This window comes from Sorangium sp. So ce295, from assembly GCF_051527405.1.
Classification (GTDB): Bacteria; Myxococcota_A; Polyangia; order Polyangiales; family Polyangiaceae; genus Sorangium; species Sorangium cellulosum_B.
Genome location: NZ_CP150324.1, coordinates 12,052,937 through 12,075,079, shown reverse-complemented (window position 1 = coordinate 12,075,079; position 22,143 = coordinate 12,052,937). Strand labels below are relative to the sequence as shown.

Here is a 22,143-nt window from a genome sequence, read left to right as displayed (position 1 = left end):
AAGCGCCCGCACCTTCCATGGGCCCGTCCGGTCGCGACGCCTGGTTGGGCCCATTCTTTCTTCGGCGCTGAAGACCGCCAAGAGGACGACGATGAGCAATCTGGACGATCTTGTGGGCCTGGAGCCGGAGCTTCGGGCGCTCGAAGCACACATTGAAAGCGACATCGGCGTGCTCGGGGAAGGCAACGTCGCGGCGTTCTGCCTCGCTCCTGGACAGGTGGTCGTCGCCGTCGAGGTCGGTGACGCGCTCCGCGCCGTGCTGCAGCCGGACGCGCTCGCAGAATCCGTGATCGAGAGCGCGGCGCAGCTTGGAGAGAGCGCGCGGTGGGTGGTGTTGCTCGCGGCTGGGGGCCTCCCGCGCGCTTCCGCGGGTGCGCCCGATCGTGGCGCCGTCCGCGCGCTCTGGCACGCGGAACGGCTGCAGGGCTACGCCACATACGATGCCAGCGGGCGTCAGGTGGCCGCCGCTGGGCCAGACGTCGGCGCCGAGCTCGACACGCTCGAGCGGGAGCTCGCCCAGATCTGGTGCGAGGTGCTGGGCACCCCGTCGATCGACGCATCGGCTAGCTTCTTCGCGCTCGGCGGAAGCTCCGTCGACGTGGCTCGAGTCGCGGCGCGCGTGCACGAACGGTTCGGGTGCGCGCTGGATCTGAATGCGTTCTTCGCGTCGCCGACCCTCGCCGGCGTCGCGCGCGCGCTGGCCCGCTCCACGGCGTCTCCGGGCGCGAGGCTCGCCCCGATCGCGGCCGTGTCGCGCGCCGAACGCTTGCCGCTCTCGGCCGCGCAGCGGCGCATGCGCTTCGCGTGGCAGCTCGACCCCCAGGGCGCAGCGTACAACATCTGCGGAGCGCTGGAGCTGCGCGGGGCGCTGGATCTCGGGGCGCTCCGGCGCGCGTTCGAGGCGCTCGAGGCGCGGCACGAGAGCTTGCGCACGCGCTTCCCGGAGGACGCGGCGGGGGCCTGGCAGCAGATCGATCCCGCGCGCGGCGTAGTAGAAGAGCTCCTGGTCGATGATCTCGAGGGGCTGCCCGACGAGCAGCGCGCCCAGGGCGCGCGTGCCAGGCTCGAGGCCGAGGCGCGCGCGCCGTTCGATCTGGAGCGCGGCCCGCTGTGGCGGGTGCGCGTGGTGCGGCTCGAGCCGGAGCAGCACGTCTTGTGCCTGTGCCTGCACCACGCCATCGCGGACGGCGCCTCGATGGACGTGCTCGTCGCGGAGCTGTGCGCGCTGTACGCCGCCGAGCGCGCGGCGCGCGCGCCCGAGCTGGCGGCGCTGCCCGTCCAGTACGCGGACTACGCGCACTGGCAAGCCGAGCGCCTCGCGGCCGGCGAGGAGGCACGACAGCTCGACTACTGGACGCGCGAGCTCGCGGACGACCCCGGGCCGCTCGCGCTGCCGAGTGATCGACCGCGGTCGCTCCGACCCAGCCAGCGCGGGGGGCGCGTGGAGCTCGAGCTCGGAGCGGCGCTTTGCGAGCGGGTGCGGGCCGCGGCGCGCGAGCGCGACGCCACCGTCTTCATGGTGCTGCTCGCGGCGTTCCAGGTGCTGCTGAGCCGCTACGCGCGGCGGACGGACGTGCGCGTCGGCGCGCCGGCGGCGAACCGGGTGTGCCGGGAGGCCGAGGCCGTGATCGGCCTTTGCGTGAACACGCTGGTCCTGCGCGGGCAGGTCCGGGACGCTGATTGCTTCGCGGGGCTGCTCGCCCAGTGCCGGCGTACGGTGCTGGCCGCGCAGGCGCACCAGGAGCTGCCGTTCGACAGGCTTGTCGAGGTCCTGGAGCTTGCGCGGAACGCCGGCCAGACGCCGCTGTTCGACGTGATGTTCAATCATCAGCGCCGGCAGCTCGGCGCGCTCTCGATCCTGCCAGGGCTCTCGGCCCGTGTCGTCCAGGTCGACTCGCCCGCGACCCGCTTCGAGCTGTCGCTGAACACCGAGGAGGACGAGCAGGGGCGCATCTCCGCGGCGCTGATTTACGCGGCGGATCTGTTCGAGCGCGAGCGCATGGAGCGCTTCGGTCGCCATTTCGTCCAGCTGCTCGAAGCGCTGCTCGACGCCCCGACGGCGCCGCTCGGGCGGCTCGAGTGGCTGTCGGCCGAGGAGCGCCGCGAGCTCGACGGCCTCGGGGCCGCCGCGCGTTTCACGCCGCCGCCCGGCTGTGTGGAGGACTGGATACGGCGCCAGGCCAAGGCCCGGCCGGACGCCGAGGCCGTGGTGTTCGGCGAGCAGCGCCTCGCCTACGGCGAGCTCGAGCGCCGCGCGGACGCGCTCGCCCGGCGCCTCGCGTCGGTCGGCGCGGGGCCCGAGAGCATCGTCGGCGTACTCCTCGAGCGCTGCCTGGAGCTGCCGGTGGCGCTGCTCGCGATCCTGAAGACGGGCGCGGCGTACTTGCCGCTCGATCCCGAGCACCCCGAGCCGCGGCTCGCGTTCCATCTGGAGGACGCAGCCGTGCGCCTGGTCGTGACGGACGGCGCGCTCGCCGCGCGCTTGCCTGCGCGTGACGGCCTCGTTGTCGTGCGGCTCGACGAGGAGGAGGCGGCGCCCGGGCGCGGCTCGCTGGAGAGCGCGGACGCTGCGACTCCCCTTCTGCCGCCGAGCCACCCCGACAACCTCGCGTACGTGCTCTACACCTCCGGCAGCACCGGGCAGCCCAAGGCCGTGGCGAACACGCGGGGCGCGCTGGCCGAGCGCCTCGCCTGGATGCAGCACGAGTACGGAGTGTCGGCGGGCGAGACCCTGCTCCACAAGACGCCCCTCACGTTCGACGTGTCGGTCTGGGAAGTGTTCTTGCCGCTGCTCGCGGGGGCGCGCGTGGTCATCGCCGCGCCGGGCGATCACAAAGATCCGCGCGCGCTCTCGCGCCTGGTGCAGCGCCATCAGGTCAGCACGATTCATTTCGTGCCATCGCTGCTGCGCGAGTTTCTCGCCGAGGAATCGGCGGCCGGCTGCGTCAGCCTGAAGCGGGTCTTCTCGGGCGGCGAGGCGCTGGGGCCCGAGCTGTCGCGCGCGCTGCTCGAGCGGCTGCCAGCGGTCCGCCTCGACAATCGCTACGGTCCGACCGAGGCGCTGATAAACGCCAGTTACTGGACGTGCCGGCCTGAGGACGAGGGCCTCGTTCCGATCGGAACGGCCATTCCGAACAGCGCGCTTCGCATCCTGGATCCGAGCCTGAGCCCGTTGCCCCGAGGCCTGCCCGGTGAGCTCTGCATCGCCGGCGGCGGCCTGGCCCGCGGCTACCTCGGCCGTGCCGCGCTGACGGCGGAGCGCTTCGTGCCGGATCCCTTCGGACCGCCGGGATCGCGCCTGTATCGCACGGGTGATCAGGCTCGCTTCCGTCCCGACGGCGCGATCGAGTTTCTCGGGCGTCAGGACGAGCAGGTGAAGATTCGCGGCGTTCGCATCGAGCTCGGCGAGCTCGAAGGGGCGCTCACCGCGATCCCGGGCGTCGTCGCGGCGGCCGCGCGCACGTGGCCGGGGCCATCGGGCGGCGCGCTGCTCGTGGCGTATGTCGCCGCGGCGCCGTCGCTGGAGACGTCCAGCGTGCAGGCCATGCTCGAGGCGCGCCTGCCACAGCACTTGATCCCTTCGCAGATCGTGCGGCTCGAGGCCTTGCCCCGGCTGACGAGCGGCAAGCTGGACCGCAAGGCATTGCCCGAGCCGGTCTGGGGCGCCAGCGCTTACGTGGCGCCAGAGGGGGAGGTCGCGCTGCGCGTGGCGGAGATCTGGCAGCAGGTGTTGAACGCACCTCGCGTCGGCCTGCGCGATGATTTCTTCGCGCTCGGCGGACACTCGCTCCTGGCGACGCGCGTCGTCTCGCGCGTGCGGCGCGAGCTGGATGTCGAGCTTCCGCTGCGCGATCTGTTCGAGGCGCGTGATCTCGGCGCATTCGTGGCCAGGGTCGAGGCGGCGATCGCGGCCGGGCGGCGCGCGCGCCAGCCCGCGCCCGAGCCTGTCGACCGCACGCGGCCGCTGCCGCTGTCGCACGCGCAAGAGCGCATGTGGTTTCTCTGGAGCCTCGAGCCGGAGAGCGCCGCATACAACGTCGGCGGCGCGGTGCGCTTGCGCGGACCGCTGAACGTGGGCGCCCTCGTCGCGGGCCTCGCGGCCCTCGAAGCACGCCACGAGGCGCTTCGCACCACGTTTCCGCGCCGCGACGGCGCGCCGGTGCAGCGCATCGCCGAGCAGGGGACAGTGTTCATCGCGCACGAGGATCTGAGCGCGCTGCCGGCGTCCGAGCGTGAGGCCGAGCTCCGGCGGAGGGCGCAGCTCGACGCGGCGCGCCCCTTCGATCTGGAGCAGGGGCCTCTGTTCCGCGTCACGCTGTTCCGGCTCTCGGAGAGCGAGCATGCGCTGGTGGTGACGTTGCACCACATCATCGCCGAGGGCTGGGCCATGGACGTCTTCGCGCGCGAGTACGTCGCGCTTTATGAGGCGTTCTGCGCGGGGCAACCCGACCCGCTGCCGCCGCTGCCGCTGCAATACGCCGAATACGCCGTGTGGCAGCGTCGCTGGCTCGCCTCCGGCGAGGCGGAGCGGCAAATCGACCACTGGCGCCGCACGCTGGGCGACGAGCATCCGGTGCTGGAGCTGCCGGCGGATCGACCGCGTCCCGCGAGCCCGAGCTACCGCGGGGACTATCACCGCATCCGGCTGGGGCGGGCGCTCGGCGAGGCGGTCGAACGCTTCGCGGTCCAGCGCGGCGTCACGGTGCCGATGCTGCTCAACGCCGCGATGCTCGCGCTCTTGCACCGCACTACAGGCGAGCGCCGGCTGCGTGTCGGATACCCGGTAGCCAACCGCGCGCGGCCGGAGTTCGAAGGCCTGATCGGCGCGTTCCTGAACACGCAGGTGCTGGCCTGCGAGGTCGACTCGCGGTTATCGCTCTCCGGGCTTGTCGAGCGCGTCAAGCTCGCGTCCATCGACGCTCAGTCACATCAGGACGTGCCGTTTCATCAGATCGTCGACGCGCTGGCTCCCGAGCGCAGCGCTTCGCACACGCCGCTGTTCCAGGTGATGTGCAACGTGCAGAGCTGGGAATTTCAGCGCCGGCGCAGCGCGGCCGGGCTCTCGATCGAGTTCGTCGAGAACGACGCGCGCGCCGCCCAGTTCGACCTGGCGCTCGACGCCTCCCAGGTCGATGGCGACATCCACTGCGCGTTCAGCTACAGCTCGGATCGCTTCGAGCCGGAGACGGTCGCGCGCCTCGCGCGGCACTGGACGCGGATGCTCGAGGCGATCGTCTCCGGCGTGGACGCGAGCATCGGCGCGGTGCCGTTGCTGAGCCCTGACGAGCTCGGACAGAGCTTCCGTTGGGCGCGCGGCGCAGAGACGCGCCCCGACGTCGCTGGCGCGCACGAGCTGTTCGAGGTCCAGGCCTCGCGCACCCCCGACGCGATCGCCGTGATCTCGGAGCGCGGCACCTGGACGTACACAGAGCTCGAGGCGCGCGCGAACCAGCTCGCCCACGTCTTGCGAGCGCGCGGCATCGGCCCCGGCGCCATCGTCGGCGTCTCGGGCGAGCGCGCGCTCGAGTCGCTCGTGGGGCTGCTCGGCGTACTGAAGGCCGGCGCAGCGTACCTGCCGCTCGATCCAGGCTACCCCGCGGAGCGACTGCGGCACATGATCGCGGACAGCGGCGCGCGGCTGATCCTCGCGCACGGCGCGAGCTGCAGTCCGGCGCTGGACCCGGCCGGCGTCGTGACGTGGTCGTTCGACGCCGAAGCCGACGAGCTGCGCTCTGCGCCCAGCTCGCGCGTGACCGTCGCCGCACATCCCGAGCAGCTTGCCTATTGCATCTACACGTCGGGTTCGACGGGCGTGCCCAAAGGGGTCGGGTGCACCCATCGGGGGCTCGTCAACCGCACGCGCTGGCTGCAAGCGGAGCTCGCGCTCGACGCGACCGACCGGGTGCTGGCGAGGACGTCGCTCAGCTTTGACGTGTCCGTGGGGGAGCTGCTGCTGCCGCTGGCCGCCGGGGCAGCGCTGGTCCTCGCGGCGCCGGCGGCCGAGCGCGATCCCGCCGCGCTGGGGCAGCTGATCCGCCGCCACACCGTCACGGCCGTCGATTTCGTACCGGCTTTGCTGGCGGCCTTCGTGCAGGCCGGCGAGCTCGCCGCCTGTCCTTCCTTGCGGGCGTTGACCGTGGGGGGTGAGGTCTTGCCGCGCGAGCTCGCACGCGCTTGCGCCGCCGCCCACCCGGCGCGGCTGTACAACATGTACGGCCCGACCGAGGCGGCCATCGACGTAGCGTACTGGCGTTGCCTGCCGGAGGCCGAAGGCAGCGGCGTGCCGCTCGGCGGCCCCATGGCGAACGTGGAGCTGTTCGTGCTGGACCCGCAGCTCTGCCCCGTGCCGCCGCTCGTCACGGGTGAGCTCTTCATCGGCGGCGCCGCTCTGGCGCGCGGTTACCTGGGACGACCCGCGGAGACCGCGCAGCGGTTCGTGCCGCACCCCTGGGCGGCGGGCGAGCGATTGTATCGAACGGGCGATCTCGCGCGGCGAAGCGCGGGCGGCGTGCTGGAGTTCGTGGGCCGCAGCGACGCGCAGGTCAAGGTGCGCGGCCACCGTATCGAGCTCGGCGAGATCGAGGCGCGGCTGCTCGATCTGCCCGCGGTGCGCGAGGCCGTGGTGTCGCTCGTGCCTGGCCCGAGCGGCGCGCGTCTCGTGGCCCACGTGGGCGTCGGCTGCGATGGTGCCCCGACGTGCAGCGACGTTGGCCGCGCGCTTCGGTCCCAGCTCGGCGAGCGGCTGCCGGACTACATGGTCCCCGCCATCGTCGTGCTGGAACGGCTGCCGCGCCTGCCGAACGGAAAGCTCGATCGCAAGCGCCTGCCAGCGCCCGACGCGCCCGACGCCGGTCGCTACGTCGCGCCGGAGACGGAGCTCGAGCAGCGGCTGGTGGCCATCTGGCGCGATGTGCTCGGCGTCGAGCGCGTGGGGGTCGAGGACAACTTCTTCGAGCTCGGCGGCGACTCGATCCTCTCGCTGTCGGTGGTGCATCGCGCTCGCGAGCACGGTTTGCCGCTCTCACCCAAGCACCTGTTTCAGTATCAGACGGTGCGCGCCCTGGCCGCGGCGCTGCCGCCGGCCGAGGCGGCGCGCGAGCCCGAGCCGCCCGTCACGGGCTCCGCGCCGCTGACGCCGGTGCAGCGCCGCTTCTTCAGCGAGCCGATGCCGGAGCGCCGTCACTACAATCAGGCCCTGCTGCTGCGTCCGAAGGGGCCGCTCGACGCCGGCCTGCTGCGGCGTGCCCTGGCAGAGATCGTCCGGCACCACGACGCGCTCCGCCTGCGTTACTTCGACGATGCGACCGGCTGGCGCCAGGTCCACGCCGAGCCGACCGAGATACGCGGCGAGGACCTTGTCTGGGAGCTCACGGCGCGGGACGCGGAGGAGCTCGAGCGCGTGTGCACCCACGTCCAGCAGCGCTTCGAGCTCGACCGTGGGCCGCTGCTGCGCGCGGCGCTGATCGACTTTGCCGGCGAGGCGCGGCTGCTCCTGGCGGCCCACCACCTCGTCGTCGACGGCGTCTCCTGGCGTGTGTTGCTCGAGGACCTGGGGGTCGCGCTCGCGAGGCTCGCGTCCGGCGAAGCGCCGTCTCTGGGCGTCAAGACCAGCAGCTTCAAGCGCTGGGGCGAGGCGCTCGAGGCGCTCGCGCGAGAGCCGGAGCCGGCCGAGCTCGAGTACTGGCTCGCGCTCGCGGAGCAGCCCGCGCCGCCTGAGCTGCCGCGCGATCGCGCGTCCGGCGAGGCGCTCGTGCGACACCGCCGGACCGCGAGCTTTCGCCTCGACGCGGCGCGCACAGGGCAGCTGCTGCGCGCCGTGCCCGAAGCCTACCGGACGCAGGTCAATGACCTCTTGCTCGCGGCCCTCGGGCGCGCGTTATGCCGCTTCACCGGCGGGCGCTCGGCGTGGATCGAGCTCGAGAGCCACGGCCGACAGGACTGCTTCGACGGTGTCGACGCGAGCCGGACCGTCGGCTGGTTCACGAGCATGTTCCCGGTGCGCCTGGCGCCCGCGCTGGGTGACGACGACGCGAGCCTGAAGGAAGCGATCCTGTCGACCAAGCACACGCTGCGCGGCGTGCCGCGCGGTGGATTGGGGTTCGGCGTGTACGCGGAGCTCGGCGCGGACGAGCTCCGCGAGCGGCTCGCGTGCATGCCTCGCGCGCGCGTCACCTTCAACTACCTCGGCCAGCTCGACCAGAGCTTCGGACGTGGCGCCGCCTTCGATCTCGCGCCCGAGAGCCCCGGCCCCATCCAGAGCGACTCGGCGCCGCTCGGCAACTGGTTGAACGTGCACGGCCAGGTATCGGGCGACGAGCTCGAGATCGGCGTGAGCTACAGCAGCGAGTGGTATGACGCGGAGACGGTCGCGCGCCTGGCCGCGTCCTACCAGCGCGAGCTCGAGCTGTTGATCGGACACGCGCTGAGCCCCGACGCGGGCTGCCTGACCCCGTCCGATTTCCCGCTCGCCGCGCTCGGCGCCGCGGAGCTCGAGGCGCTGCCGCGGAGGCCCCGGGACGTCGCTGACATCTACCCGCTCACACCGATGCAGCAGGGGCTCTTGTTCCACGCGGCCTACAGCCCCGGAGAGGACCTGTACGTGTGCCAGCTCGCGGCTCACGTACACGGTATCGAGCCCGAGCGCTTCGCGCAGGCCTGGCAGCAGGTGATCGCGCGTCACGAGATCCTGCGCACCAGCTTCCACTCGCGCCGCGACGGCGGCTTTTTTCAGGTGGTCTCGCGGAGCGTGCGTGTCGAGCTGCGTGAGCTCGATCTGCGCGACGGCGACGCGAGCGACGAGGCGCTCGAGCGGCTCGCGCGTGAGGAACGTGCCGCTGGCTTCGAGCTCGAACGACCGCCTTTGATGCGCCTGCTGCTCGCTCGTCTCGGCGAGCAGAGCTTTCGCTTCATCTGGACCCATCACCACGTGCTGATGGACGGCTGGAGCAGCGCCCGCGTGCTGGAGGAGGTGGTCCGGATCTACACCGGCGAGGCGCTCGCCGCGAAGCCCGGGAGCTACCGCGAGTATGTCGAGTGGCTGGCGCGGCGCGATCTCGGGGCGGACGAGCGTTTCTGGAGGGGTCGGCTCGCGGCGTTCACCGAGCCCACGTCGCTCGCTGGCAGCTTGCCGCGCCGGGGCGAGGCGCGCGGGCGCGGCGAGCACGTGGTGCAGGTATCGGCAGAGGACACTGCCATGCTCGTGCGGTTCACGCGACGCGAGCGCATCACGCTGAACACGCTGGTGCAGGGCGCCTGGCTCTTGCTGCTGCAGCGAACCACCGGGCAAGACAGGCCGGTGTTCGGGGCGACGGTCGCCGGGCGCCCGGCGGGTTTGCGGGGAGCCGAGTCCCGCGTCGGCCTGTTCATCAACACCGTCCCGGTGATCGGCCGGCTCGATCCGGCGGAGCGCGTGGCCGACTTCCTGCGCGCGCTCGCCGCCGACGGAGTCGAGACGCGCGAGCACGAGCACACGCCGCTGCACGAGATCCAGCGCTGGGCGGGCCAGGGTGGCCAGGCGCTGTTCGATACGATCGTGGTGTTCGAAAATTACCCGCTCGACGAGGCGCTCGGCGCCGGCAGGAAGGGCGATGTCGTCTTCGACCGCATCGCGTCCGTCGATCTGACCAGCTACGCGCTCAGCGTGATGGTCAACGCGGGGAGCACGCTCCGCTTCAAGCTCGACTACGCGCGCGCGCTGTTCGACGCACAGCAAGCGTCGGAGCTCGGCGCCGCGCTCGAGCGCATCGTGCTCGAGCTGGCGCGCGCGCCGGAGCAGCGGATCGGCGCGCTGCCGTGGGGCACGGCCGAAGGGCGCTCGCGGCTGGCACGCTGGAACGCGACGGCGCGCGAGCACGCCGTGCCCAGCACCGTTCACGCCTGGTTCGAGCAGCAGCGCCAGCGCACGCCGGACGCCGTGGCCGTCGTGTGCGGCGACGAGACGCTCTCGTACTCGGCGCTCGACGAGCGCGCCAATCGCTTGGCCCACCACCTGCGCGAGCTCGGGGTGGGCCCCGACGTGCTGGTCGGGCTGTGCCTTGATCGCTCGCTCGATCTGCCAGTGGCCCTGCTCGGTATCTTGAAGGCGGGCGGCGCCTACGTGCCGCTCGATCCCGAGTACCCGCTCGAGCGGCTGGCGTTCATGATGCAGGACAGCGGGCTCGCGCTCCTGGTGAGCGAGCGCCGCCTGCTCGAGGGGCGGCCGCCGACGCCGCTGCCCGTGTTCTGCATGGACGAGCGCTCTGCGCGCGTGGAGCAGCAGCCGGCGACGGCGCCCCGCGTGGCCTTGCGGCCCGAGCACCTGGCGTACTGCATCTACACGTCTGGCTCGACGGGTCAGCCCAAGGGCGTCGAGGTCTCTCATGGCAGCCTGGTCAACTTCCTGGCCAGCATGCGCGAGCAGCCCGGGGTGACGGCCGCGGACCGCGTGCTCGGCCTCACCTCGCTCTCATTCGATATCTCGGCGCTCGAGATCTACCTGCCGTGGTGCGCCGGCGGCGCCGTCGTGCTCGCCCCGCGGGCGACGGCGCGCGACCCGATGGCGCTGGTGAGCGCCATCGATCGACACGGCGTCACGATGATCCAGGCAACGCCGTCCACCTGGCGCATGCTCGACGAGAGCGGCGCGCTCGATCGGATCAGCGGCCGGCGCGCGTTGTCCGGCGGTGAGGCGTTGCCGGGCGACCTGGCGCGACGCCTGAGCGCCTGGAGCCCGGAGCTGTGGAACGTCTACGGCCCGACGGAGACCACGGTCTGGTCGAGCTTGCAGCGCATCGATCCTGCGTCGCCCGAGCCGCTCATCGGCCGGCCGCTCGCGAACACCTCTCTCTACGTGCTCGGGGCGACGCTCGATACCGTGCCATGCGAGGCTGCCGGCGAGCTCTATATCGGTGGTCAGGGCCTGGCCCGCGGCTACCACGGCCGCCCGTCGCTCACGGCCGAGCGCTTCGTGCCCGACCCGCTGTCGTCCGAGCCCGGCGCGCGCATGTACCGGACAGGCGATCTGGTGCGGCGCCACGCCGACGGCGCGCTCGAGCACCTGGGCCGCCTCGACCATCAGGTGAAGATCCGTGGTCATCGCATCGAGCTCGGGGAGATCGAGGCGCGCTTGCTCGAGGAGGAAGCGGTGCGCCAGGCCGTCGTTGTGGCGCAGCCCGGCGCGAGCGGACCCGAGCTCGTGGGCTACGTGGTGGCGAGTGATGCAGGCGGCACACCTCACGAGCCGGAGGCGCTCGCCGAGCGCTTGAGCCGGGCGCTGCGCGCCAGCCTGCCAGCGCACATGGTGCCGACAGAGCTGATGGTGCTCGACGCGCTGCCGCTGACTCAGAACGGCAAGATCGACAGGCGCGCGTTGCCCCGCCCCGGGCGCACCCGCGGCGCCGAGTACGTCGCGCCGCGGACCGAGCTCGGCTCGAAGCTGGCCGAGATCTGGCGCGAGGTGCTGGACGTCGAGCGTGTCGGATTGAGCGACAACTTCTTCGCGCTCGGCGGCCACTCCCTGCTCGCGACACGCGTGATCTCTCGCATCCGCGCGGAGCTCTCGACGGACGTGCCGCTGCGCCATCTCTTCGAGACCCAATCGCTCGAGCAATTCGAGCGTGCCGTGCAAGGAAGCTCGCGAGCGCTCGCCGACGACGACATGCTCTTCGTCGCAGAGCTGCTCGCGCAGGAGGAAATGCAGTGACCACCCAAGCAGAGTTGATGTTGGCCCTGTCGCGGCGCCTCTCGCGCGCGAGCGTGGAGGAGCGCCAGCGCCTCCTCGGACAGCTCCGGGCCCGCGGCATCGCCTTCGAGCTGCTGCCCATCCCCGCGCGCGCGGAGGAGACTCAGCGCCTGCCTGCTTCCTACGCCCAGAGCCGACTCTGGTTCATGTGGCGGCTCGAGCCGCTCAGCCACGCCTACAACATGTCGAGCGCGCTCCTGCTCGAGGGCCCGCTCGACGAGCGCGCGCTCACGCGCACGTTCGACGCCCTGATCCAGCGCCACGAGGCGTTACGCACGCTGTTCGTGCCCACCGACGACGGGCAACCGATGCAGTCCATCCATGCCCATCAGCCGCTCTCGCTGTCGGTCGAGGAGCTCTCGCACCTGCGCGGCCGCGAGCGGCAGGAGCGCGCCGCCGATCTGGTGCGAAAGACCGTCGAGCAACCGTTCGATCTGGTGCGCGGCCCGCTGTTTCGCGTGCGGCTGATCCGGCTGGAGGCCGAGCGGCACGTGCTCGCCGTGGCGATGCACCACGTCATCTCCGACGGCTGGTCGATGAACGTCATCATCGAGGACTTCGCCCGTCTTTACGCGCAGATCAGCGGCGGCGCGACGCCGGACCTGCCCGCGCTGCCGGTGCAGTACGCGGACTACGCCCTCTGGCAGCGGAGCTTTCTGGAGGCGGGCGAGGGCGAGCGCCAGCTCGCGTACTGGAAGCGCACGCTCGGCGAGGCGCAGCCGTTGCTCGAGCTGCCGAGCGATCGCGCGCGTCCGCTCGCGTCCAGCTACCGAGGCGGAGAGCACGTGGTGGCGCTGGACCCGGACCTGGTGCGCCAGCTGCAAGCGCTGGCGCGGCGCTGCCAGGCGACGCTGGCGAGCGTGCTGCTGGCGAGCTACCAGGTGCTCCTGCATCGCCTCAGCGGGGCGACCGACGTGCGGGTCGGCACCACGGTCGCGAACAGAAACCGCGCCGAGATCGAGGGCCTGGTCGGCTTCTTCGTCAACGCGCTGGTCATCCGGGGCGATCTGAGCGGGAATCCCTCGTTCGAGGGCTTCGTCGAGCAGGTGCGGCGCGCCACGGTGGAGGCGCAAGAGCACCAGGATCTTCCGTTCGAGCGCGTGGTCGAGGCGCTGGCGCCGCAGCGCAGCCTGAACCACCACCCGCTGTTCCAGGTCTCGTTCGACTACCAGTGGAGCCGGCGCGACGAGCTCGGCGAGGTCGGAGGCTTGCGCGTGCGTCCGTTCGAGCGCGAGCTGTCGAACATCCAGTTCGACCTCACGTTGAACACCACCGAGAGCGCGCGCGGCCTGCGCGCGAGCTTCACGTACGCAAGAGACCTGTTCGAGCCGGAGACCGTCGCGCGCTTTGCGAGGCACTGGGTCTGCCTGCTCTCGGCGATCGTGGCGGACCCGAGCCAGCGCGTCGATCGGCTGGCGATGAACGCGCCGGACGAGCCAGCGCGCTGGCACGCCGCGCTGAACCAGGGCTTCGCGCCGCACGCGGCCGGCGGCACGGTGCAGCAGCGCGTCGCCGAGCGCGCGCTGGAGCGACCCGACGCCGTGGCCGTGCGCTCTGGCAACGAGACCCTGAGCTACGCGGAGCTCGTCGGCGCGGCGCGGCGCCTGGCGCGCGAGCTCCGCGCAGCCGGCGTCGGCCCCGACGTGGTGGTCGGTCTGTGCGCCGAGCGCTCGCTCGAGATGGTCGTGGGTTTGCTCGGCATCCTCGAGGCAGGCGGGGCGTACTTGCCGCTCGACCCGAGCTACCCGGACGATCGCTTGCGCCACATGATCGAGGACGGCGCGGTCGGCCTTGTGTTGACCCAGAGCGCGCTCGGATCGCGGCTGGCCGGGTTCGGCGTCGCGTGCCGGGAGCTCCCGAGCCCGGTCGAAGCGTCGTGCGCGTCCGCCATGGCGGGCTTCGAGGCCGCCCCCCTGCACCCGCAGAACCTGGCGTACTGCATTTACACGTCGGGCTCCACGGGCAAGCCGAAGGGCGCGTTGCTCTCTCACGCTGCGCTGCTCGCGCATATGGACTGGATGGTCGAGGCGTTCGGATTCGACGCCAGCACGCGCGTGCTGCAGAAGACGCCGATAAGCTTCGACGCCTCGGTGTGGGAGTTCTGGCTGCCGCTCATGACCGGCGGCGAGCTGGTGCTCGGGGACCCGGGCGTGCTGTACGACCCCGCCGCGCTGCTCGCGCAGATCGAGCGCGACGGCGTGACGGTGCTGCAGGTGGTGCCCCAGCTGCTCCAGCTCTTGCTGGCCGAGCCGAGCGCGCCGGACAGCCTGGGGCGGCTCGAGCACCTGTTCTGCGGCGGCGAAGCCGTGCCGCTCGATCTGCTGCGTCAGCTCACGCGCGTGCGCCCGGCGGGTCTGTGCAATCTGTACGGTCCGACGGAGACGGCCATCGACGCCGTGTTCTGGCGAAGTCACGGCGAGCTGCCGGCGCGCGCCGTGCCGATCGGAGCGCCGATCCGTCACGCCCGCGTCTCGTTGCTGGATGGCGCGCTCGGCTGGGTGCCGCCCGGCGTCGCCGGCGAGCTCTACATCGGCGGCGCGACGCTGGCGCGCGGCTACGCCGGGAAGCCGGGCCTGACCGCCGAGCGCTTCGTGCCCGACCCGCTGTCGGCGGAGCCCGGCGCGCGCATGTACCGCACAGGCGATCTGGTGCGGCACCGGGCCGACGGCGACCTGGAGTTCGTCGGGCGCAGGGACCATCAGGTCAAGGTGCGCGGCCACCGCATCGAGCTCGGCGAGATCGAGGCGCGTCTGCTCGAGCACGAGGCCGTGGACAGCGCGATCGTGCTCGCTCAGCGCGGCAGCGAGTCGGACACGCGCCTCCTGGCGTACGTCGTCTCGAACGACGCGGCGCTGCGGGCGCTCGGGGCCGCCGAGGATAGCCGCCTGACGAGCGAGGCCACCGAAGAGTGGCAGGCCGTCTTCGACGGCGCCTACGCCGTCGACGCCACCACCACGGGCCCCACCTTCACGGGCTGGAATAGCAGCTACACAGGCGCCCCGATCGCGCAGGGCGAGATGCAACACTGGCTCGAGCACACCCTCCTGCGCCTGCGTGCGCTCGGCGCCGAGCGCGTGCTGGAGATCGGCTGCGGCATCGGGCTCTTGCTCGAGCATCTGGCGCCCGAGAGCCGAGAGTACGTCGGCAGCGATTTCTCCGCCAAGGCGCTCCGCGACCTGCGCGGCTGGCTCGGCACGCGCCCGGGCTTCGATCACGTGGAGCTGCTCCAGCGCGAGGCGCTCGATTTCGATGGCCTCGGCGCCCGTCGTTTCGACGCGGTCGTGCTCAACTCCGTCGTCCAGTACTTCGTGGGCGTCGACTACTTGATCGGCGTGCTCGACGGCGCGCGCGCCGTGCTCGCTCCGGGAGGGGCGCTGTTCGTCGGTGACGTGCGCTCGAAGCCGCTGCTCGGGTTCTTTCACGCCAGCGTCGAGCTGGCCAAGGCGGCCGACGGCTGCAGCCTCGGCGAGCTCAGGCGGCGCGTCGAGCGAGCCATGGCGCACGACAAGGAGCTCGTGCTCGATCCAGGCCTGTTCGATGCCTGGGCGCGCGCGAACGGCGGGCGCGCCGAGGTGCTGCTCAAGCGCGGCCATGCCGACAACGAGCTCTGCCGCTATCGCTACGACGTGGCGCTGCGCTTCGGGTCCCCGAGCGCGGGCTGGGGCGGCGAGCCGGCGTCGGGCGTGAACACCATCGCCGAGCTCGAGGCCCGGCTCGCGAGCCGCCCCGAGCGCGTGCTGCTGCGAGGGCTCCCGAACCGCCGGCTATCGCTCGATCGCGCCTTGTGGCGCGCGCTCGAGAGCGGCGATCCGCGCTCGAGCGTGACCGAGCTGCGCGCGATGCTGGCCGCCACGGCGCGCGACGGCGAGGAGCCGGAGGACTACTGGGCGCTCGGCGAGGCGCGCGGCTATCGCGTCCAGGTGCGCTGGTCGCCGGACGGCGCGGAGGGCGCGTTCGACGTGCTGTTCGAGGACCCGCGCGCGGTAGCTCCGGCAGCGCGTGGCGATGCGGAGCGCGCCGACGCGCCCGTTCGGCCCTGGGCGAGCTACGCCAACGATCCGCTGCTGGCGAAGTTGAAGCATGGTCTGGGCCCTCGGCTCCGGCAGCACCTCGAGCAGCGCGTGCCCGACTACATGCTGCCCGCTCAGTTCGCCGTGCTCGATCAGCTCCCGCTGACGCCGAACGGCAAGGTCGACCGCGAGGCGCTCGCGGCCATGGACGCGCCCGAGTCGAGCGCGCCTTACGCCGCGCCGCGCACGCGTCGCGAGGCCGAGCTGGCCGAGATCTGGCGTGACCTGCTCGGGGTGACGCGCGTGGGCGTGCGCGACAACTTCTTCGAGATCGGCGGCGACTCCATCATCGCAATCCAGGTGGTCAGCCGCGCCCGGCGGGCCGGCATCACGCTGCGCCCGAGCGACATCTTCCAGCACCAGACGCTGGAGGCGCTGGCGCTGCAGGCGGAGGCGGCCCAGGGCCAGGCCGCTCCGGGGGCCGCCGAGGCAGCGGCGCCGGCGCTGCCGCCGGTCACGCTGAGCGACGCGGAGCTCGAGAGCCTCGGCGCGCGTCGCGAGCAGATCGCCGACGCCTACCCGCTGTCGCCCGTGCAGCAGGGCATGCTGTTCCACTCCCTCTACAGCCCCGATTCCGGCGTGTACGTGAACCAGGTTCGGGTGACGATCGAAGGGCTCGACGTCGCTCGCTTCCGCGCCGCCTGGCAAGGGGTCTACGATCGCCACGACATCCTGCGCACGGGCTTCTTGCCCGAACGCGCCCTGCAGGTGGTGTTCGCCAAGGTCGAGATCGCGTGCCGCGAGATCGACGTGCGCGGGCGCGAGCTCGGCCCGGACGCGCTCCGCGCGTTCGCCCGTGAGGAGCTCGCGGTGCCGCTCGATCTGCGCCGCCCGCCGCTGCAGAAGGTGCTCTTGCTCCGGCTGGACGAGCACCGCCACCATCTGATCTGGACGCACCATCACGTGCTGATCGACGGCTGGAGCTCGTCGCGGCAGATCGACGAGGTGCTGCGGCTCTACACCGGCCAGGCGCTGCCCCCGGTGCAGGCGCGCTACAAGGACTACATCGCCTGGCTCGCTCGCAAAGACTGGCGCGCCAGCGAGGCGTTCTGGAAGAAGCAGCTCGAGGGGCTGGGACAGCCGACGCTGCTCTGCCCCGATGGGCTCGACGAGCCGCAACGCGAGAACGGCCATGGCGTGCTCGGCGGCGGGCTCGATCGCGAGCAGACGGCGCGGCTGGTGAAGTTCGCCAAGGAGCAGCGCGTGACCCTGAACACCGTCGTCCAGGCGGCGTGGATCCTGCTGCTCCAGCGCACTACCCGCCAGCGCACGGTCGCCTTCGGCGCGGCTGTCTCGGGTCGCCCGGCGGCGCTGCCCGGGGTGGAGGCGTTGCTCGGTCCGTTCATCCACACCCTGCCCGTGATCGCGGGGCCCGCGCCGAGCCAGACGCTGGGCGCGTTCTTGCGCCAGCTCCAGGAGAACAACTCCGAGTCGCGCGAGCACGAGCACACACCGCTGCATGAGATCCAGCGCTGGGGCGCAGGCAACGGCCAGGCCTTCTTCGATACGCTGCTGGCGTTCCAGAACTACCCGGTCGACCGCGCGCTGCGCGAGGCAGCTCAGGGCGAGGTGACGATGTCGGGCGTCGAGGGCGTAGGCCCGACGAACTACGCGCTGACGCTCCAGGTCACGATGGAAGACCGCCTCGAGTACGCGCTCGGCTACTGGCGTCCCCATTTCGACCTGGCTCGCGTGGAGGCGCTCCGCCGGCACTTCGATCACCTGCTGTTATCGCTGCCGGCGGCCGGAGAACGCCCGACAGGCAATCTGACGATCGCGTCCCCCGCCGAGCTCGGCGAACAGGCTCTCTGGAACCAGACGCAGAGCGCGTTCCCGGAAGAGCTTTGCATCCATGAGCTCGTCGAGGCCACGAGCGCCCGGGCCCCGGACGCGAGCGCGGTGCTCTTCGGAGACGAACGGCTCAGCTACGGCGAGCTCCAGGCGCGCGCCAACGCGCTCGCCCGCCGCCTGCGGCGGGCTGGTGTCGGCCCCGATCGTCTGGTCGGCGTGTGCATGGAGCGCTCCATCGAGCTCGTCGTCGCGTTGCTCGCGGTGCTCAAGGCGGGCGGCGCGTACTTACCCCTCGATCCGGACTACCCGAACGAGCGCCTCCATTTCATGGTGACCGACGGCGGGGTCGAGCTGTTGCTCACCCAGGGCCACCTCGAGCAGCGGCTCGCGGGGCTCCCGGCAGAGCGCTGGTGCCTCGACGCGCCGGATGCATCCGGGGTTTCGCCCGAGGACGCGCGCGACCTGCCCAACCTCACGCATCCCGATCACCTCGCCTACTGCATCTACACCTCGGGCTCCACAGGGCAGCCCAAGGGCTGCGGCAACACGCACCGCGGGCTCCACAACCGCCTGCGCTGGATGCAGGACGCCTACCGCCTGACGCCTGTCGATCGCGTGCTGCAGAAGACGCCGTTCAGCTTCGACGTCTCCGTCTGGGAGTTCTTCTGGCCGCTGATCACCGGCGCCGCGATCGTGATGGCGCCGCCCGGCGCGCAGCGCGACCCGGCGGAGCTCGCGCGCGTGATCGACGCCGCCCAGGTGACGACGCTGCACTTCGTGCCCTCCATGCTCCAGGCCTTCGTGGCCGCTGGCAGGCTCGAGGGGCGCGCATCCATCCGCCGCATCCTGTGCAGCGGCGAGGCGTTGCCGCTCCCGCTCGCGCGGCAGGTGCTCGAGCAGCACCCGGCGGAGCTCTTCAACCTCTACGGCCCGACGGAGGCGGCGATCGACGTCAGCCACTGGACGTGCCGCGGCGGCATCGACGACGGCGTGCCGATCGGGCGCCCCATCGCCAACATCACATTGCACGTGCTCGACGCCGCGCTCCAGCCGTTGCCGGCGGGCGTCACCGGTGAGCTCTACATCGGCGGGGTGGGGCTCGCCCGCGGTTACCACCGCCGTCCGAGCTTGACCGCCCAGCGCTTCGTGCCGAACCCGCTCTCGAGCGAGCCCGGCGCGCGGCTCTATCGCACCGGCGACCTCTGCCGCTTCCGCGCGGACGGCGCCATCGAGTACCAGGGCCGCGTCGATCATCAGGTCAAGGTCCGCGGCCACCGCATCGAGCTCGGCGAGATCGAGCAGCGGCTCGGTGAGCTCGAGCTCGTGCGCCAGGCGGTGGCGCTTGTGCGCGACGACCCGTCCGGCCAGCGCGAGCTCGTCGCCTTCGTGGTGCCGGAGCTCGGGCGGATCGAGCCGTCTCGAGGGAGCGACGGCGACCGCGCCCGCGCCGCCGAGTGGGGCTCCGTCTTCGACAGCGCCTACGCGGAGGCCCCCGAGAGCCGCGCGCCGAGCTTCGTCAGCTGGAACGACAGCTACACCGGCGCGCCGATCCCCGAGGCCCACATGCAGCGCTGGCTCATGGCGGCCGTCGCGCGCATGCTCGATCCGGCGCCGCGACGCGTGCTCGAGATCGGCTGCGGGGTGGGCCTCGTCGCGCAGCACGTGGCGCCGCGCGCCGACGTGTACGTCGGCACGGACGTCTCGAGGCGGGCGATCGAGGACCTCCGTGCCTGGGCCTCCGGGCAGGAGGGCCTCGCGCATATCGAGCTCTTGCACCGAGATGCGAGCGATTGGTCCGGCCTCGATGCCCGCCTCTTCGATCTCGTGGTGCTCAACTCCGTCGTGCAGTACTTCCCGAACGCCGAGTACCTGGCGCGGGCCCTCGAGGGCGCGCTCTCCGTTGTGCAGCCCGGCGGTCGCGTGTTCGTCGGCGACGTGCGCTCGCTCGACCTGGCGCGGGCGTTCCACGCCACCGTGCAGCTCGCGCGCGCGCCCGCCGAGCTGACGCTCGGCGAGCTCGGGCGCCGCATCGAGCGCGCGCTCGCCCAGGAGACGGAGCTCCTGGTCGCCCCCGACCTGTTCCGCGCGCTGGGCCGCTCGGCCGGGGTGCACGTCAGCCTCGAGCTGCAACGCACCCCGCACGACAACGAGCTCAGCCGCTACCGCTACGACGCGATCGTGACGCGCGCCAGCCGAGCGGCGCCGGAGATCCCGCCGCGCGAGTGGCGCGCCGAGCGCCCGCTCGCCGAGCTCGACGGCTTGCTGCGGAGCGAACGCCCGCGATCGCTCTCGGTGGCGCGCGTGGAGAACCGCCGCCTGTCCCGCGATCGGGCGCTGTTGCGCTGGCTCACCGAGCTCGGCGACGGCGCGACGGTGGCCGAGCTGCGCGAGCGGTTCGAGGCGATCGAACCGCGCGGCCTCGACCCCGAGAGCTTCTGGGCGCTGGGCGACGCGCACGGCTACGACGTGCGCGTCTGCTGGACCCCGGGAGACGCGGACGGGCGCTTCGATGTCGAGTTCCAGGAGCGCGAGCACCCCGCCCGCTTCGAGCCGAGCGCGGCCCCGATCGAGCTCTCAGCGCCCGACGGCGGCTGGCGCGGGCTCACCAACGATCCGGAGCTGGCGCGCACGCGGCAGCGCTTGACGACCTCGCTGCGCGAGCAGCTCGAGCAGCGGTTGCCGAGCTACATGGTCCCGTCGCGCCTCGTGCTCGTCGACGCCATGCCGATCACCGCGAACGGCAAGCTCGACCGCAAGGCATTGCTCGCGGCGAGCGAGCGCGAGTCGACCCAGGCCTACGTGCGCCCCCGCAACGAGACCGAACAGAAGCTCGCCGAGATCTGGCAAGAGGTGCTCGGCGTCGACCAGCTCGGCGCGCGCGACGACTTCTTCGAGCTCGGTGGCCACTCGCTCCTGGCGACGCGCGTCGCGAGCCGCGTCGCGCACGAGTTCGGGGTCGACCTGCCGCTGCGCGTGCTGTTCGAGCGTCGCCAGCTCGGCGCTCTCGCCGCGGCGATCGAGCACGCCGCACAGCAGGTCCGGGAGCACGGCGCCGTCCGGCGCCCGCCGCTCGTGCCGCAGCCTCGCAGCGGCCCCCTGCCCCTCTCGGCGGCGCAGCGCCGCCTGTGGTTCCTGTGGCAGCTCGAGCCGAACGGCTCCGCGTACAACATGCCCTGCGCCGTGCGCCTGAGAGGCCCGCTCGACGCCGCCGCGCTCTCCGGGGCGCTCGACGCCCTCGTGCTCCGCCACGAGTCGCTGCGCACCCGCTTCGTGCTCACCGCCGGCGGCGAGCCGCGGCAGGTGATCGACCCGCCGCGCTCCCTCCCGCTCGCGCACGCGCGCCTGGAGGGGTCTGCCGAGGAGCGCGAGGCGGCGCTGCGACGCGACCTCGACGCCGCGAGCCGCCGCCCCTTCGACCTGGAGAGAGGCCCGCTCGTGCGCGCCCACCTGTGGCGGCTCGACGCCGAAGAGCACGTGTTGCTCGTGACCATGCATCACGTCATCAGCGACGGCTGGTCCCTCGACGTGGTGATGAACGAGTTCACGCACCTCTACGCGAGCCTCGCGCGCGGCGCGCAGCCCTCGCTCGCGGCCCTGCCGATCCAGTACGCCGACTACGCCGTGTGGCAGAAGGCCTGGCTCGACGGCGGCGAAGAGGCGCGCCAGGTCGAGTACTGGAGGCAAAAGCTGCGCGGGGAGTGCCCGATCCTCGAGCTGCCGACCGATCGCGCGCGGCCCGCCCAGCCCAGCTTCCGGGGCCACAACCACCGCTTCGACCTGAGCCCCGGGCTCGTGACCCGCCTGCGCGCCCTCGGCGCACAGAGCCAGGTCACCCTGTTCCCTCTGCTGCTCGGCGCTTTCGCCGTCGTCGCCAGCCAGCGCTCGGGCCGTGAACGCTTCCGCATCGGCACCGACTCCGCCGGCCGCAACCAGCTCGAGATCGAAGGTGTCGTCGGCTTCTTCGTCAACCAGCTCGTCCTCGAGCTCAGGGTCGACAGAGACGCCGCCGCGCAACAGTGGCTGGCGAACCTCCACGCCGGCGTGCTCGAGGCCCTCGAGCACCAGGACGTCCCCTTCGACGAGGTCGTCAAGGTCCTCGCCCCCACGCGCCGCCTTGGCCAATCGCCGTTCTTCGGCATCAAGGTCATCTACCAGGAGCGCGCGCAAAGCCTAGGCAGCCTCAGCGACCTCCGCGTCGAGCCCGTCGAGCTCAGCGCCCAAGGCGCCGAGCTCGACCTCGTCCTCGGCTTCATCGTCGACGGCAACGACGTCCACGTCGACATGAACTACGCGACGGACCTCTTCGATCTCGAGACGCTCCAAGGCCTCGAACGCTCCCTGCGCGCGGTGCTCGAGAGCCTCGCGGAAGAGCCCACGGCTCCTGTCGCCCGCTTGCTCGACCTGTCCCGCCAGAGCGAGCAGCACGCTCGGGCGGAGCGCGCTCTCCAGAGCAAGAACGCCGCCAGAGAGGCCGCTGAAAAGATGCACGCCGCGCTTCCTATCCGCCGCCGCAACCGGTGAGGCGGAGGGCTGAACGGCCGTGACGAGGCCGAGCTCGCGCGC

General features: G+C 72.1%; 2 protein-coding genes. Both read left to right on the top strand.

Annotation, left to right across the window (positions count from 1 at the left end):
• Positions 1 to 91: 91 nt before the first annotated feature.
• Positions 92 to 11,680: an amino acid adenylation domain-containing protein gene (locus tag WMF11_RS45765; protein WP_437975227.1), complete on the top strand. Its 11,589-nt coding sequence runs from the start codon at positions 92 to 94 to the stop codon at positions 11,678 to 11,680.
• Positions 11,677 to 22,101 carry an amino acid adenylation domain-containing protein gene (locus WMF11_RS45760; protein WP_437975226.1) on the top strand — a complete coding sequence of 3,475 codons (10,425 nt, stop codon included), beginning with the start codon at positions 11,677 to 11,679 and terminating at the stop codon, positions 22,099 to 22,101. Before WMF11_RS45765 ends, WMF11_RS45760 begins: the two co-directional genes overlap by 4 nt.
• Positions 22,102 to 22,143 lie beyond the last annotated feature (42 nt).